The sequence below is a fragment of the Algoriphagus sp. 4150 genome (assembly GCF_031457395.1).
GTDB lineage: Bacteria > Bacteroidota > Bacteroidia > Cytophagales > Cyclobacteriaceae > Algoriphagus.
The window spans coordinates 69,997-84,727 of the sequence record NZ_JAVDWS010000016.1 but is presented as its reverse complement, the minus strand read 5'-3'; the positions used below and the strand labels follow the sequence as shown (position 1 = coordinate 84,727).

The window sequence follows — 14,731 nt, the reverse complement described above, 5'->3', positions numbered from 1 at the left end:
ATTTACAGTTCGTCCTCCCCTTTGGTGAAGTTCTCCGTGTGGTCATGGGTGAACATTTCAGGGAAATTATTGGCAATGTTCACGCTGTAATCTGAAAACATCACATTGGGATGCTCAGGAATGCTGAAAGTATGCTGACCGTTGAACACCTTCATCACATCCACAAAAAGGTGAACATTACTTCTTAATCCTTCCCGCACCTGTGCGATCCCTCCCTGATTCAGATCCATGGTTATTTCTTTGATATTGTTCAGCGTAGGCGCACTGTATCCCCCATAGCCTCCGATATGGTACTTGAATTGTTTATTTCCGGTAGGATCCCCTTGCTGATCATCAGAGATTAGATCGCAGGTGCCTTCAAACTTCAAAAATATGTACCCGCTGTTCCAGCCCCAGTACATTCCTCCACCTTCATGCCCCTGATCGGGATCAAAGGACAACACACCTGGACGTCTCTCCACGGGCATGGTGTTCCTCAAACTATCCACACCCAGCACAAATGAGATTTTGGTGTAATCTCCTTCAGGCACCCTTACTTTTGTAAAACGGGTGCTGCGATCTTCCGCCTGAACCAAAAAATAACTTTCCTCCTGGGGCACGACATACTCTTCACCTGACTCGGTGTAAAGCTTGATGTTACTGATAAAGTATTGCAGCAACTTTATGGAAAAGGTTTCCCCTTTTGCATTTGTGTATTGTCGGGGAGCAAGACCAAAAGTCTCCTCTCCCACGATAGTATCAAACTCAATGGAAAAATCACCGGTTTTCTCCAGATCCGGGCCGGGATCTTCATCTACACATGCCGTGATTATCCCCAGACCTGCTATCAATAAGCAGTAAGAGGTTAGTGAGTGTTTTAATCTTTGACTATATTTCTTCATGTGTTTATAATTTGATTTTTAGCGACATAACTTCTCCTGCACCGATGGAAGCGGGATAGCATCCCTGCCTATGGCAGGCAGGTGCGGGACAAGTTGTGTGTCTCCTTCGATATCTTCGATTTTATATTACTAGTGTAGCGTTAACCAAAACCTGTCAGGTTTACACCACCGATTTTTGATAGGTAAATAGGTTCCCATGGTTCTAATAGCAAAACCCGACAGGTTTGTCCGGTACTTTTTACACTTAACATGACACTAGTTTAATTGACAACAGTCCAAGACGGATTGGAAATAAAGTCATGGTCTGTCAAGGTTTCTAGAAAGTCTTTTATGGCTGACTTTTCATCATCAGTAAGGGAGATTCCTACTTTTCCGGTTTGTTGAAAGAGTAGCGGACTTGTGGTCTCGACATCAGCTACACCTGATGTATAGTGGGTGATCACTTCATCAATCGAAGTAAATCTCCCATCATGCATGTAAGGGGCAGTTACCATTACATTTCTGAGTGAGGGCGTCTTAAAAGCCCCTACATCTCCCTCAGTATGGGTAATTCTATATCTTCCCAAATGGATCATTTCATGGGACAGGTCAGAGAAATCCCCATCGATTCCGTTGTTATGGAATTGATTGTCCGTGAGCAGTTCTCCCGAATGGCAAGCACCGCAATGCTGTCTCACCAAGCCCAGTCCCCTAAGCTCAGACTCACTGAGACTCACTCCCGAAGATGCGCGGAGAGACTGGTCGTACCTACTCTTTGCCGAAACTAGGGTACGTTGAAACTGGGCCAATGCTTTTGCCACATTCCCCGCAGAAACCCCATTGTCAAATGCATCTTCAAACAAGTGAGGATAAGTAGGGTCTTGCCGCAGCCTGTGCTCCAATTCGCTGAGATCCATGCCCATTTCATCCGCATGAGTCAAGGGACCCAATGCCTGGGATTCCAGATTTTTGGATCCGCCATCCCAGAACAAACCATTACCCATCCATGCCAGATTGAACAATGCGGGAGAATGTCTTTCAAGTGGATTACCACTTACGCCCTCCCGTCCCAAGGCTACACCATCGGAGAATGCCAAGTGAGGATTATGGCAGCTCGCACAGGAGACTTTCCCGTTTGAAGAAATTTCTTTGTCGAAAAAAAGCCTCTTTCCCAACAAAACCCCTTCTTCCGTAAGTGGATTGTCCATCATGTAAACCGGACTGGGAAATCCTTCCGGAATTTCCAGCTCAATCCCGGTGCCTACCTTATCACCGATGGGCACCTGATCTTCCACTACAGTAGTACAGCTCACCAAACCAAGGAAAGAGATAACTAACCTAAAAGAAGTTCCGATGCCATAGTTAGAATCCATAAACAACAAGTTTCTGTTGTTGGTGATTACCTATTATCTTAATGATGATGTTGCTGTATTCAAAGAAACTGCATCGACATAGTTGTCTCTCAGCTTCGTCATCATCTCTACATCGGTGGCTCCGATCACCGCATTATCCCAGGCATTCTCGATGTTGACTACTTTTTGCATATCAAGAATAAGTTCAATCGAAGAGGAGGTAGTGGAACTGATTCGGATTGGCTGTTCGAAATTCACGGATTTCTGAATATACATTTCATTAGAACCCGTCTCCAGAAAGAAATTCTGAGTCTGCCCGGCGTCCGAAGCAAGGGACATTTTCCCCGCAGCAGAAGTGAAGATGTAACTGGTAAACCACATCCAACTATCTTTTGCCATTCCATTAAGTGGAGTCAGTTCACCTATTTGCAGGGTCAAATTGTCATTGTACTTAGGCTCCACTCCGATATTGAATTTGACACTTTTGTAATCTCCCGCCGGGATCCCCGATAGCTCAATCTCCTCACGCTTGTTGGCCGGATATACCTTGCCGAATGTACCGTCCTGCACAGGAATCTCTCCCGTCTCTTCCATCAGGTAATAGGAATTAGGCAGTATGAATTCTTCCCCACTTTCTTTGACCAATATCACATTGCTCACCCAATAACGTAAGCGGGTGAATTCATAATCCAAGGACTGATCTCCTGATGTTGCCCGAAACGCTTTATTGAGCTCAAAATCACTATCCCCAAATCGGGCGTCAATCATTAGATTTGTAGTCCCTTCAAGTTCAGGAACCACCGGGCTCGCTTCATCATCATTGCAGGAAGTGAGCGCCAAAAGAGACAATCCGGCAAGTAAAAGAGCAGGTTTATGTAAAGATTCTATATATTTTTCTATCATGACATTATTCTTATTGTTTAAAAATTAGACATACCTATCCCAGCACATAAAACATTATGTGTTTTTTTTATACACAATAAGAAAATAGATAATTTACTTATTGAAATACATTTAGAGATATACTCTTCTTGGTTGATTAAGGTCACAGGAAGCAAGCCGACAAGCAGATCCAAAACCAACCGAGACATGGCGGACCCGCCATCAACCGAAGAGAAGATAGTAAGATACTAGTGAAAAATCAGATCTTGGGAGGCTTGATTACCTCATTGATAAGTAAGCTCGTAAAAGGCTCTAAATAAGCACAAACAGCCGTATTAACAGATATAAAAATCTTGGCAAATCCATGATTCGAGGCAGGGGCAGGCACATAAACACCAAAATCCACACTGAATTTATAGGTGGAATTAGCATCCTGTTTTTCTTTTTCCGCCTTCATCCGCTCTGCAAGAAAACACTTGCCATCACAATTCATCGCAGGCTTATCCTTATTGATACAAAAATTTTCGATGATGTACGCCTTGTTCAACTCATAGTTACCCTGTATCACCGAGTACACCATACTATTCAGCACGAGTATTGAGCAAAGGAAAATATGTATGAGCGTTTTTAACACAGTCCAAAAATACCGGTTAAAAACACAACTACAAAGAAATCCGATAATTTAATTATATATAAAGTAAACTCATCCTACAAATCACTCTATAGTATAATAACTCCACTCATCGGTTTACCCTCAATCTGTGCGCGAATACTTCCCGTTTTTCCCGAGGGCAATGAAGAAAAAAGCTGAGGCAATAAGTACTAAAAAGGAAAAGTAATGATATTGCTACCTAAACTCTCATTCTTGGGTCGATTTTTTAAAGCGCATCATCGGGACGTCATCAATCATCAGGTTTAACTTCCCTTCATCGTCGACAGTGTATCTGTTTACCTTTTCCATGGTATTCAGGAAAGTAGATTCTCCTTCTCCGCAATACATCATTGTAGTCGGACCGGGTTCACCAAAAGAGATTTCAGCTCCATTCAAAGTAAAGTCGGCAGAATAACCGTTGCAGCTGTTGTTGCCCTCTACTTTGTTGGTGGCTTCGTTGAATTTAATTTTAGGCTTTTTGTCGGGATACAGCCCACTAAATGCGATGCGTGGCCCGGAAATGTATTCGAGTTCCCATTCGGTATCAAAAAGCCCTTCAGTGGTTGTTTCTTTTGTTGATGAGCAAGAACAGATAATCAGTGCAAAAATTAACAGCGAAAGGATTTGCGTGGTTTTCATAATGGAAAGTTTTATTGTTTCGAATTCCGGTTTTTATTCCTACTAAAGTAATCATAATAGCCACTAATAGTGGTGATATCAATGGAATATTTGAACAACAATAATGAGACCGAGAAGTATCAATTCCCGTAGTTTTAGGACTGACAATTGTTCTTGCGATCAGGGCGGGGCTTCGATTTCCGATAGCAGTCCCCCTCTCCTTCCCCTCGTAACCGGACTTACTCGCAAAAGCCATCCGAAGATGCATACCAAACTGGAAAAATCAAAAAAGCCTTCCGAAAATCGGAAGGCCCCAAATTATGATGTTAGCTTTTGATTATTTCGTCTTCGGCAACACGTTTGAAATCAATGATACTTTTTCAATCGGTTCCGAAGCATTCGAATAAATTCTCACTACCGAGTTTTGCTTGCCCATTTTACCGGAGGAGTTGAAAGACACTTTGATCTCTGAAGTTTTACCCGGTGCTATTGGCTCCTTCGGCCAGCTTGGCACGGTACATCCACAAGTTGCTGCTACATTTGAGATGATCAAAGGAGCTGATCCGGTATTTGTCAACTCAAATGTATGCTCTACTTTATCCCCTTGGGTGATATCACCAAAATCAATCGATTTTTCTTTAAAAGTGATTGCTGCACCACTTTCTTCCTGAGCATTGGCATTGAATGCAAATACCAAGACAAAGACGGTCAATAGTACTCCTAATTTTTTCATGTGTTTATAATTTGTTTTTTAATGGCCACATGGAATCTTTGACGATTAAAACAATCATTGTCCTGTGTGTTTAATGATGATTTTAATCGTGTCGATTTCATGTGTTTATAATTTGTTTTTTAATGGTCATAACCTGTCCCGTAACGAAGGAAACGGGATAGAATCCCTACCTGCGGCAGGAAGGTCGCATTACATGGTTTTGTTTATTTGGTTTTCAAATATTCAATTTTTTGAGTCAACTTCAAAATAACGGATTTCAATGTGTAAAGATGTCTTCAATCGAAAATATCTTGCCAAAAAGAATTTTCAAGCGCTGTTTTATGAAAATTTAGAACTCTGAATCCTCTGTTTCTTTTGAATCTCCGGTTTCTTTGGGCTTTACAAAAAATATAGGAGCAAAATTCACCAGATACAATTCCTCAGTCGCTCGTGTCATCGCTGTGTAAAGCCATCTGGTAAAATCCTTATCCACTTGATTTTCCGGAAGATATCCCTGATCCACAAAAACCGCCTTCCATTGCCCACCCTGGGCCTTGTGGCAAGTCAGCGCATAGGCGAATTTAACTTGCAAAGCATTCAGAAACGGATCTTTCCTGATCAATTCTTTGCGCTCTACCTTACTGGCCACATCTGCATAATCCTCCGAAACCTGCTGATAAAGGCTTCTATATTGTTCTCTCGTGAGCGAGGGGCTGGGGGAATAAAGTGTATCCAAAATCACCTTGGCTTCAAAGTGAGGCTCATCAGGATAATCCAACAGCCTAAGCTCAAGTGTGGCAAAACGTAACCCATAGAATTCTTCGAAAGATCTAATTTTCATTACCTCCGCCATATCTCCATTGGCCAGAAAATTCACCCTCTCCGATTCAGCCATGTAGGTATAGTTGTTTTTCACAATCATCAGTAAGTCGCCCGAGCTGATTTCATCCTCGAAAAAATGAATAGTCCTCCTGATATAGAGGTTATACTGGACAGCCGCCTTATTTGATCGGGTGATAATGGTGGTATTTTCTGTGTCAAACTTATCATAAGCATACCTCAGACCATCCTCAAGCCGTTCTCCCGTCATTTTGAACATATCTTTGAACTGGCCGGTACTAATCTGAATCTTCTGCTTCTCCTGCTGCAATTGATACCTTAAGTTGGTAGCATTGTACAGAATACCGGATTCCAGCCGCTGACGCATCACCTCCGTCAATTCGATAAAGTCCGCATCCAACCGGAAATGTCTCAGCAAATAATCCGCTTCAAGAGCCGGACTGAACTCACTTCCGACCGGCGGAAGCTGAGCTGTGTCTCCTACCAGAATAAGACGGTTGTTCTGTCCATGGAAGACAAAGCTGATCAAATCTCCCAGCAAGTTGCCTGACATCCCCCCGTCATCAGCCAGCATGGACGATTCATCTATTATAAAAACTGTGTCTTTGTAATAATTCTTTTGCAGGATAAATCCTCCTCCAAAACTACCATCTTCCGCTTTGGGCTTGTAGATAATCTTATGAATGGTATAGGCTGCCCGACCGCTGTAATTGCTCATTACCTTAGCGGCCCGACCGGTGGGAGCCAGTAAGAGTGAGCGCATGGATAATTTGGGCAGAGCTTTTACCAAAGCTGAAATAACAGAAGTCTTCCCCGTCCCGGCATAGCCACGCAGGACGAAGGTTGGCTTTTTCTCCGGTTCCATTAGGAGAAAATAATCCATCTTGGAGAAAAATGAAGCCTGGCCGGAGGTAGGCTCAAACGGAAAATATTTACCCAGCAATGCCGATGGCCTCAGCACTGACTCCTTATCTTTACCCATATAAGCGAATGTAAATGCCAAAAGACAAAATCAGCAAGGAAATAGAAGCAAAATTCGGAAATCATCTCAGATCACGTGTAAACGGCATTCTGATACAAGATGAAAAAATCCTTATGATCAAACATTTGATGGGAAACGGCAAGATCATGTGGTCAGTTCCCGGTGGTGGGATGCTTTATGGGCAAAGTGCCGTAGAAAACTTAAAACGGGAATTTCCTGAAGAAACGGGCTTACATATAGAAGTAAAAGCCTATCTTTTCGTTCACGAATACCTTGCTACACCACTTCATGCGATGGAACATTTCTTTCAGGTGGAAAAAACCGGGGGGAATTTAACATTAGGCACAGACCCGGAACTTTATCCGGATTCCCAAATTATAGCGGAAGTCCAATGGATGAGCATTGAGGAAATCCGATCATTGCCTAATGAAGCCCTTCATCAAATCTTTTGGGGAATTAAATCCCTTGAGGACCTAGTAATGTTGCGCGGATATTTTAATTTTGGAAATAATTCTCTAAAATAGCACGATTAATAACCTTCAACCTTACCCAGATTCTTAAAAATTTAGCAAATGAATTTATCAAAAGTACTATCCTTGGTCTTCTTCGTAGTGGCAATTGGTCTTGGCTTCCTTCTCTGGAAAGGTGTTGATGACGTCGTAGAGGACGAAAAAAGAATCGCCCTTATCGAAGCTGCAATCATTGAAAAACTGCAAATGCTTAGAGATGCGGAGTTGGCGTTTCAAGCTTCCAACGGAAGATATGCCGAAAATTGGGAAGAGCTCAAATCATTTATCCAAAACGGTAAAATCTGGCTTGTTCAACGGACTGAAACCACCAAACTACTTGAGTACGGTAAAGAAGAAACTACTGTAACTTTCGATACTCTTGGTTCTGTGCCGGTAATTGATTCCCTGTTCAACGCAAGAAAATATCCTGACTTCAAACTTGACAATCTTGCAGTCGTTCCGGGTTCCGGAGGAAAGCAGTTTGAATTCTTCGCAGACAAAGTGGAAAGAAACTCTTATGAAATCTCTGTATTTGAGATTAGAGATCCTGCTCCGATTAATCCTAACAGAAGATTGAACAATAACGAAAAAGCCTTGAAAGTAGGTTCTAGAACAGATGCCTCTACTGAGGGTAACTGGAAATAAAACCTCTATTTTGGAAAGTAACCTTAAAGTATTTAAAAGTGATAGGTTTGATGTGGAAGACGCAGCAAGCCTATCACTTTTTTTGTATCCCGATTCCCTTTTCATTTTTGCGAAGGACAAGAACCAGACAAATATCTGTATTCACAAATACAATCACTTCAGCTGGGATGCTTTGGAGCAATTGGTGATCTCTGACCATCTATTGAAAGCGGATATTCCGACTAAGGTTTATCTTCATCAGCCTGATTTCAGTCTTGTGCCGGGTGTGTTGTTCCAACCTGCCCAGGAGGCTTCTTACCTGAAATATGCCGGAGATCAAAAAGCCAATACGAGTTATTTCAACACTCCTTTAGACAGTAACAATCTACAGGTTCTCTCTTCTATCCCGGATAAGTTGAAAAAAAATCTGGAAGCGAGATTTTCAGAATTGACATTCCATCACGGATCTGTTTCTTTTCTTTCTTATTTGTTCAAAGAAAGATTTAACCTGATCGGACAGGAAATATTGGTAAGCCTTTTTGGGAGTCAAATCTACGTCGCAGCCTTTTTGAACCAAGAACTTGCAGCTTTCAACATCTTTTCCATCGAATCGAAAGAGGATATTTTGAAATATGCCATGATTCTCATTGAGCAATTGAAATTTGAAAGGAACCATGTTCGAGTCAATGTATTCGGGGCGACAGGCGAGAGTGGAATTACCGAAGAATGGGGAAAAGAATACTTTTACAATTTTCGCCTACGGACTCCCCATGCAAACCAGAATTACACGCACGGATTCAAGCATTTGAAATCAGTCAATCTATTTGAAACAAATTGGCAATTTGATTAAGCATACTCGAAATGACCAAACTAATCCTATTTTAGTTTGGTCATTTCGTTTTAGGTGATCATTGAATAACAAATAAACACATGATAGACACATGAAAAAAACTGCCATTTTCCCAGGCTCATTCGACCCTTATACCCTTGGTCATCATGACATCGTGATGAGAAGCTTGGATTTATTTGATGAAGTGATTATCGGCATAGGTTACAATTCTACCAAGAAATCCAGGTATTTCGAGATTGATGATATGGTGGCAAAAGTAAAAAGTGTTTATGAAAACACTCCCTCCGTAAAAGTCATTGTGTATAATGAACTGACCTCTACACTTGCCAAAAAGCATAATGCGCAGTTTCTGATCAGAGGGCTGAGGAACACTACTGATTTTGAATACGAGAACACAATCAGCCAAATGAATCGCTACTTAAATGAGGAACTGGAAACTGTGTTTCTCATCACTTCCCCACGCTATGCAGCCATCAGCTCTACCATCATCCGTGAAGTACATCGCTTTGGCGGGGATGTGACCGAATTTCTCCCTTATAACGTCTGAGCCTTCAGATGAGTCTTGATGTATTGTTTGAAGAGGTAGCGCATTGACGGATAAGAATTGACCAAGGCAATTTTAGCATCTCCCTCATAGAACCATCTGATATCTTCTATCCCCTCTTCTTTCTGCGGAGCCATCATAGAATCATTGACACATTCCATTTCAAACCAGTAAGTTTTTTTCAAGATGCTCTTTCTGTCTTGAGTATAGGTATGCCAAGTATTGCAGATCTTTTTACCCGCTTTCACTTTTATCGCACATTCCTCCTCCACTTCACGTACAGCACATTGCTTTGGAGTCTCTCCTTTTTCGAATTTACCTTTCGGGAAATCCCATTTCCCCAAGCGAAAAATCAGCAACATTTTATCCTTCTTGGATACTACACCGCCTGCGCCCTTGATAGTAGAAAAGCGGCTTTTCACAAACTTCTTCAAAGCAGCTTTGTCTTTACTCACCAAAGTGATCGAATCAAGATTCTTCAGCTTTCGGGTTCGAAGTATATACAGCAAGCGGATAATCAGATCGTGCGAAGGCTCATGAAAGAGAATATCATCCTTCCATGGAAAATTGGCAGGTAAGTCTTCTTGCTGATGATAGACAGTATCATAAGACTTCGACGGATTCAACTCATCGTAGCTTATCAAGTCAATAGGTTTGTCATTCACGAAGATTCTCATGGTCTGAATCAAAGGTTATACATGTTGGAATCAGTCAAAAGTGCATAATTTTTTCACTTGCCACAACCTTAGCAAGACTTAATCTCTTATTTTTGACTCATGGAAATTTTAGACGCGAATGTAGCTGCTGAAGTAGCTGATAAATTATTGGAAATTCAAGCGATCAGATTACAACCTGAAAAACCCTTCACCTGGGCCTCCGGCTGGAAATCACCGATCTACTGTGACAATAGGCTTTCTCTCTCTTTTCCCAAGGTACGGACAATGATCAAGGAACAATTGATCAGAAGTATTCAACATTTTTTTCCGAACGTAGAAGCCATCGCAGGAGTAGCTACTGCCGGGATCCCCCAGGGAGCGCTGCTGGCCAATGACCTTGACCTTCCCTTCATCTATGTACGCTCTAAGCCAAAAGGACATGGCATGGAGAATATGATCGAAGGAAAAGTAGTGCCCGGCCAAAAAGTGGTAGTGGTCGAGGACTTGGTCTCCACAGGCGGAAGTTCGCTGAAAGCTACCCAAGACTTGTTGGATGCGGGATTTGAAGTAATGGGAATGGTGGCCATTTTCAGCTACGGTTTCGATGTGGCTTCGCAAAACTTCGAAAAGGCAGGTGTGAAGCTTGTTTGTCTAAGCCACTATGAAGCGATGCTTCCCATGGCAGTGGAGAGAAAATACATTACGGACGATACGCTCGAATCTCTCACAGAATGGAGAAAAGATCCGGCTGGCTGGAAGCAATAAAATCCGCATAAAACGAATAGAGGCAGTGAAAAATCACTGCCTCTATTCGTTTTTAGACACCCTGCTAGTTTAGCTTGAGTACCATCCCGCATACATGGGATAGTTCTTTGCCGTCCTTGAGATGACATCATTCATTTCCGTGCCGGTATCCTTTACTTTTTTGGCGGGCATACCGGCATAAATTGAGTTAGCCTCCACTACTGTGTTTGCCAAAACTACTGCCCCGGCAGCAATCACTGCTCCGGAATGAACTACCGCGCCATCCATCACTATCGCCCCCATTCCTATCAGCACCCTGTCATGAATAGTGCAGCCGTGTACTACCGCATTATGAGCGATCGACACTTGATTGCCTATGTACGTTCCGGCCTTCTTGTAAGAGCAATGGATCACTGCACCATCTTGGATATTGGTTTCGTTTCCAATTCTGATCTCATGCACATCCCCACGAATTACTGCATTGAACCATACGGTACACTTATCTCCCATGATCACGTCTCCGACTACAGTAGAATTGGGTGCCAACCAACAGTCATCCCCAAAAGCGGGGCTTTTCCCATTTAATTCTAAGAGTAATGCCATATTTATTTAACTTATTGTGCTTTAATTAGTATTTTGTCAGAAACAAAGTTTAACTTTTTCTTTTGAGTAATGAACTTTTTAGCAAACTTTGAGTTTCCATGTATATACATCTAAATTGAAAAACAAACTCGCAACAATGAAAACAATCAAACAAACAGGCCTACTTCTGGCAGTTACTCTGATGACATTTGCCTGTGGCAAGTCTACAGAAACAGTAGAAGCTACTGAAGCAAAGGAAGTAGCCCAAGCAGAAGGCACAACTTTAACAGTTGACACAGGAGCTAGTACTATAGCTTGGACAGGCTACAAGCCTGCAGGACAGCACAACGGTCTAATCCCGGCTGTAGAAGGCACACTCATCACGGAAGGTGAAACTATAGCAGGTGGAAAAATCACATTTGACATCACAAAGCTAGAGATCAAAGATCTGGAAGCAGGTTCTGAAGATTACGGAAAGCTTCATGGTCATTTGCAGTCAGCAGATTTCTTTGACGCAGAAACTCATCCTACCGCTACTTTTGAGATCACTTCGGTAGAACCATTCTCCTCAAGCGATTCTGTATCCGATAAGGAGGAATTTGAAACTGAGTTCACTCCTTCATCTGATTCTGAGTTGGCCCCTGACGCTCCTACTAATTGGATCAGCGGTAACCTTACTATGAGAGGAACTACCAAAAACATCAAGTTCCCGGCAACAGTAACTGTATCTAACGGAACTGCCGCTGTAAAAGCAGGATTCAACATCGATAGAACCGACTGGGGTCTTTCTTATGGTGACGAAGCTTCTGCTACGGACAAGACAAAAGATAAATTCATTTACAACAGTGTGTCTATTGTTTTGGACACAAAAGCCAAATAAGGATTTAACTATTCTGAATTTAAAGAGGAAATCAGCCGATTTCCTCTTTTTTTTGCCTATTCATGTCTACAACCCCATTCATCTACCCTATTCCGGACAAAATCCGGATCGAAAAACTTTGCCGATGGGCAGACGTGCATTTTGATTTTTTTGCCTTTACCAATGGAAATGGGCACAAATACCCGGAAGAACCTTTCAGAACTAGATTTTTTGCCGGGAATAATCAGTTAGCAGAGGCCGAAATCCGGAGAGAACCTGCCGAATTCAAAAAAGTTGGAATAATCAGTTACGATTTCAAAAATCGGTTAGAAAAACTCAAAAGTGAAAACCCTGCGTTTTTTGAACTCCCCGAACTGTGCTTTTTCAAACCCGAACTGTCATTGGAATTTTGCCATGATGGAATCTATTCGGAAAGTGAATTAAGTCTAGAATTTTGGAAGGAAATAGATAATACAGAAATTCCTCTTTCTCCCGATACCACCTGCGATGTCAGTTCCCGGCTTTCCAGGGAAAGCTACCTCAAAACAGTCAAAACGATTCAACATCACATCGTAGAGGGAAACACCTATGAAAGCAACTTTTGTCAGGCCTATTCAGGAACCTTTGACACCTGGGATCCAATTGGGGCTTATTTCAAGCTCAACAGCCTTTCTCCCATGCCTTTTTCTACCCTTTTCAAGGCAAAATCCCAGTGGCTGGTCTCTGCTTCACCTGAGAGATTTCTAAAAAGATCCGGATCGAAGATCATCGCACAGCCAATCAAAGGAACCATCAGACGTGGGAAATCAGAAACCGAAGACATCATCAACAAGAAGATTCTGGCCTCCAGTGAAAAGGAGCAGGCAGAAAACCTGATGATCACTGATCTAATGCGAAATGATCTCTCCAAGGTATCCGTAACAGGCTCGGTAGAAGTGAAGGAACTCTTTGGCATTTATCCCTTACCGAGGGTATTTCAGATGATCAGTACCATTACTTCCAGGCTAAAAGAGGGTGTAAACTTCTCAGATATCATTCAAGCTTCATTTCCTATGGGAAGCATGACCGGAGCTCCAAAAATCCGAACCATGGAACTTATTGAAGAACTGGAAAGCTTCAAAAGAGGCTGGTTTTCGGGTACTTTTGGAATAATTGAAGAGGACGGTGATTTTGATTTCTCAGTGATCATCCGCAGCATTATTGCTGATCTACAAGTAAAAAAACTCTACTTTGGAGTAGGGAGTGCCATCACCTACGATGCGGATGCCGCTCAGGAATACGATGAATGCAATCTAAAAGCCCAGGCAATTCTAGAAGTGCTCAGTGGAAAATGAAAAAGATATAGCGTCTCCCCCTATCAGGAAAATCATCCACGTGGATATGGATGCTTTTTATGCTTCTGTGGAGCAGCTGGATCATCCGGAATGGAGAGGAAAGCCACTGGTCGTGGGCGGAAATGCAGCCAGAGGAGTAATAGCTGCGGCAAGCTATGAAGCGAGAAAGTTCGGGGTCTATTCCGCCATGTCTTCCGTACTGGCTGCCCGCAAATGTCCCCAGCTCATTTTTGCACCGGCTAGATTTGACCGGTATAGAGAGATTTCCGGTCAAATCCGGGAGATTTTTTACGAATACACAGAGCTAGTGGAGCCCCTATCGCTGGACGAGGCGTTTATGGATGTCACAGAAAACAAAAAAGGCCTGAAATCTGCCATACTGATAGCCAGCCAAATTCGCCAGAAGATCAAAGAGCGTACGGGATTAAATGCTTCTGCGGGAGTTTCTTACAATAAGTTTCTGGCTAAAATTGCTTCTGACCTCAACAAGCCAAATGGCCAGGCAGTAATCCTTCCTGAGGAAGCGGAAGCTTTTCTGGAAAAATTACCAATCAAAAAATTCTTTGGCATTGGGAAGGTAACTGCCGAAAAAATGAGTGGTCTGGGCATTCATAGTGGAAAGGACCTCAAGCAATTTTCTCTACAGTACCTTACACGCAAGTTTGGCAAATCGGGTATTCATTATTACAACATAGTCCGGGGAATTCACCTCTCGGAAGTCCAGCCTCACCGTATCCGGAAATCTCTCAGCGCTGAGAACACCTTTGAAAAAGACATCTTGGCCATAGAAGACCTGCTTTCGGCGTTGAAACCAATCTGTGACGAGCTGATCAAGCGAATCAAGAAAAGTGGGATCAAAGGCAGGACTGTCACTCTGAAAATCAAATTCTCTGATTTCACCCAACAGACCCGCAGCAAAACCCAGGAGCAATATCCCGATGAAGAGCATATTTGGGAAATAGCTCAAGAACTCTTAGCCCAGGAACCCTTCGAAAAATCAATCCGCCTCCTCGGGCTTGGCATTTCCAATCTGAATATTATCGAAGAACACCAGCACTTTGGGGAGCAGTTGAAAATTCCTTTTGAAGGTTAAGGAAGCCGCGTTTGACCACATGTTCTATCAACCGTCTC

At 42.6% G+C, this 14,731-nt stretch carries 17 protein-coding genes; 8 read left to right on the top strand and 9 right to left on the bottom strand.

Translation table 11 applies throughout. The features are described 5' to 3' along the window. Window positions 1-2: 2 nt before the first annotated feature. From J2X69_RS18195 to J2X69_RS18165, 7 genes are all read right to left on the bottom strand, one after another. The gene (locus J2X69_RS18195) at window positions 3-881 is read right to left on the bottom strand and encodes an MbnP family protein (protein WP_310106543.1); all 879 of its coding nucleotides are present in this window, start codon (window positions 879-881) and stop codon (window positions 3-5) included. Window positions 882-1,141: 260 nt separating this feature from the next. Next, complete coding sequence (locus J2X69_RS18190) at window positions 1,142-2,233, bottom strand: cytochrome c peroxidase (protein ID WP_310106541.1); 1,092 nt, start codon at window positions 2,231-2,233, stop codon at window positions 1,142-1,144. A gap of 33 nt (window positions 2,234-2,266) precedes the next feature. Further along, the gene (locus J2X69_RS18185) at window positions 2,267-3,115 is read right to left on the bottom strand and encodes an MbnP family protein (RefSeq protein ID WP_310106539.1); all 849 of its coding nucleotides are present in this window, start codon (window positions 3,113-3,115) and stop codon (window positions 2,267-2,269) included. A 238-nt stretch (window positions 3,116-3,353) separates the two neighbouring features. Beyond that, window positions 3,354-3,728, bottom strand: coding sequence for a hypothetical protein (locus tag J2X69_RS18180; protein ID WP_310106537.1), 375 nt, complete (start codon window positions 3,726-3,728; stop codon window positions 3,354-3,356). 225 nt (window positions 3,729-3,953) lie between these two features. Then, window positions 3,954-4,385, bottom strand: a complete 432-nt coding sequence (locus J2X69_RS18175) for an META domain-containing protein (RefSeq protein ID WP_310106535.1) — start codon at window positions 4,383-4,385, stop codon at window positions 3,954-3,956. Window positions 4,386-4,701: 316 nt separating this feature from the next. Further along, a complete protein-coding gene (locus J2X69_RS18170; RefSeq protein WP_310106533.1) occupies window positions 4,702-5,097 on the bottom strand; it encodes a DUF1573 domain-containing protein in 396 nt (131 codons plus the stop codon). 328 nt (window positions 5,098-5,425) lie between these two features. Then, window positions 5,426-6,898 carry an AAA family ATPase gene (locus tag J2X69_RS18165; RefSeq protein ID WP_310106530.1) on the bottom strand — a complete coding sequence of 491 codons (1,473 nt, stop codon included), beginning with the start codon at window positions 6,896-6,898 and terminating at the stop codon, window positions 5,426-5,428. Between the two features lie 14 nt (window positions 6,899-6,912). Between J2X69_RS18165 and J2X69_RS18160 the strand changes: the two genes are divergently transcribed. The 4 genes from J2X69_RS18160 (at window position 6,913) to coaD (ending at window position 9,428) form a co-directional block, all read left to right on the top strand. Beyond that, the gene (locus J2X69_RS18160) at window positions 6,913-7,422 is read left to right on the top strand and encodes an NUDIX hydrolase (protein ID WP_310106526.1); all 510 of its coding nucleotides are present in this window, start codon (window positions 6,913-6,915) and stop codon (window positions 7,420-7,422) included. A gap of 48 nt (window positions 7,423-7,470) precedes the next feature. After that, window positions 7,471-8,052, top strand: coding sequence for a hypothetical protein (locus tag J2X69_RS18155; RefSeq protein ID WP_310106525.1), 582 nt, complete (start codon window positions 7,471-7,473; stop codon window positions 8,050-8,052). A 10-nt stretch (window positions 8,053-8,062) separates the two neighbouring features. Next, window positions 8,063-8,881 (top strand): DUF3822 family protein, encoded by an 819-nt coding sequence (locus J2X69_RS18150; protein WP_310106524.1) that lies wholly within the window; start codon window positions 8,063-8,065, stop codon window positions 8,879-8,881. 91 nt (window positions 8,882-8,972) lie between these two features. Further along, the gene (gene coaD, locus J2X69_RS18145) at window positions 8,973-9,428 is read left to right on the top strand and encodes a pantetheine-phosphate adenylyltransferase (RefSeq protein ID WP_310106522.1); all 456 of its coding nucleotides are present in this window, start codon (window positions 8,973-8,975) and stop codon (window positions 9,426-9,428) included. Here the strand turns inward: coaD and J2X69_RS18140 are convergent. Beyond that, on the bottom strand, window positions 9,416-10,102 hold the full coding sequence (locus J2X69_RS18140) for an NUDIX hydrolase (RefSeq protein ID WP_310106520.1): 687 nt from the start codon (window positions 10,100-10,102) through the stop codon (window positions 9,416-9,418). The two genes, coaD and J2X69_RS18140, sit on opposite strands and share 13 nt — an antisense overlap. Before the next feature lie 99 nt (window positions 10,103-10,201). On the opposite strand from J2X69_RS18140, the gene pyrE reads away from it, so the two are divergent. Further along, entirely contained in the window at window positions 10,202-10,846 is a 645-nt protein-coding gene (pyrE, locus tag J2X69_RS18135) for an orotate phosphoribosyltransferase (protein WP_310106517.1), read from the top strand. Window positions 10,847-10,915: 69 nt separating this feature from the next. On the opposite strand, the gene J2X69_RS18130 is transcribed toward pyrE, so the two are convergent. Then, a complete protein-coding gene (locus tag J2X69_RS18130) occupies window positions 10,916-11,428 on the bottom strand; it encodes a gamma carbonic anhydrase family protein (RefSeq protein WP_310106514.1) in 513 nt (170 codons plus the stop codon). A 136-nt stretch (window positions 11,429-11,564) separates the two neighbouring features. Between J2X69_RS18130 and J2X69_RS18125 the strand changes: the two genes are divergently transcribed. The 3 genes from J2X69_RS18125 to dinB all read left to right on the top strand — a co-directional run bounded on the left by J2X69_RS18125 (window position 11,565) and on the right by dinB (window position 14,693). Next, window positions 11,565-12,287, top strand: coding sequence for a YceI family protein (locus J2X69_RS18125; protein ID WP_310106512.1), 723 nt, complete (start codon window positions 11,565-11,567; stop codon window positions 12,285-12,287). A gap of 62 nt (window positions 12,288-12,349) precedes the next feature. After that, window positions 12,350-13,600, top strand: coding sequence for an anthranilate synthase component I family protein (locus J2X69_RS18120; RefSeq protein WP_310106510.1), 1,251 nt, complete (start codon window positions 12,350-12,352; stop codon window positions 13,598-13,600). After that, a complete protein-coding gene (gene dinB, locus J2X69_RS18115; RefSeq protein ID WP_310106508.1) occupies window positions 13,590-14,693 on the top strand; it encodes a DNA polymerase IV in 1,104 nt (367 codons plus the stop codon). The genes J2X69_RS18120 and dinB overlap by 11 nt, the downstream gene beginning before the upstream one ends. Window positions 14,694-14,731 lie beyond the last annotated feature (38 nt).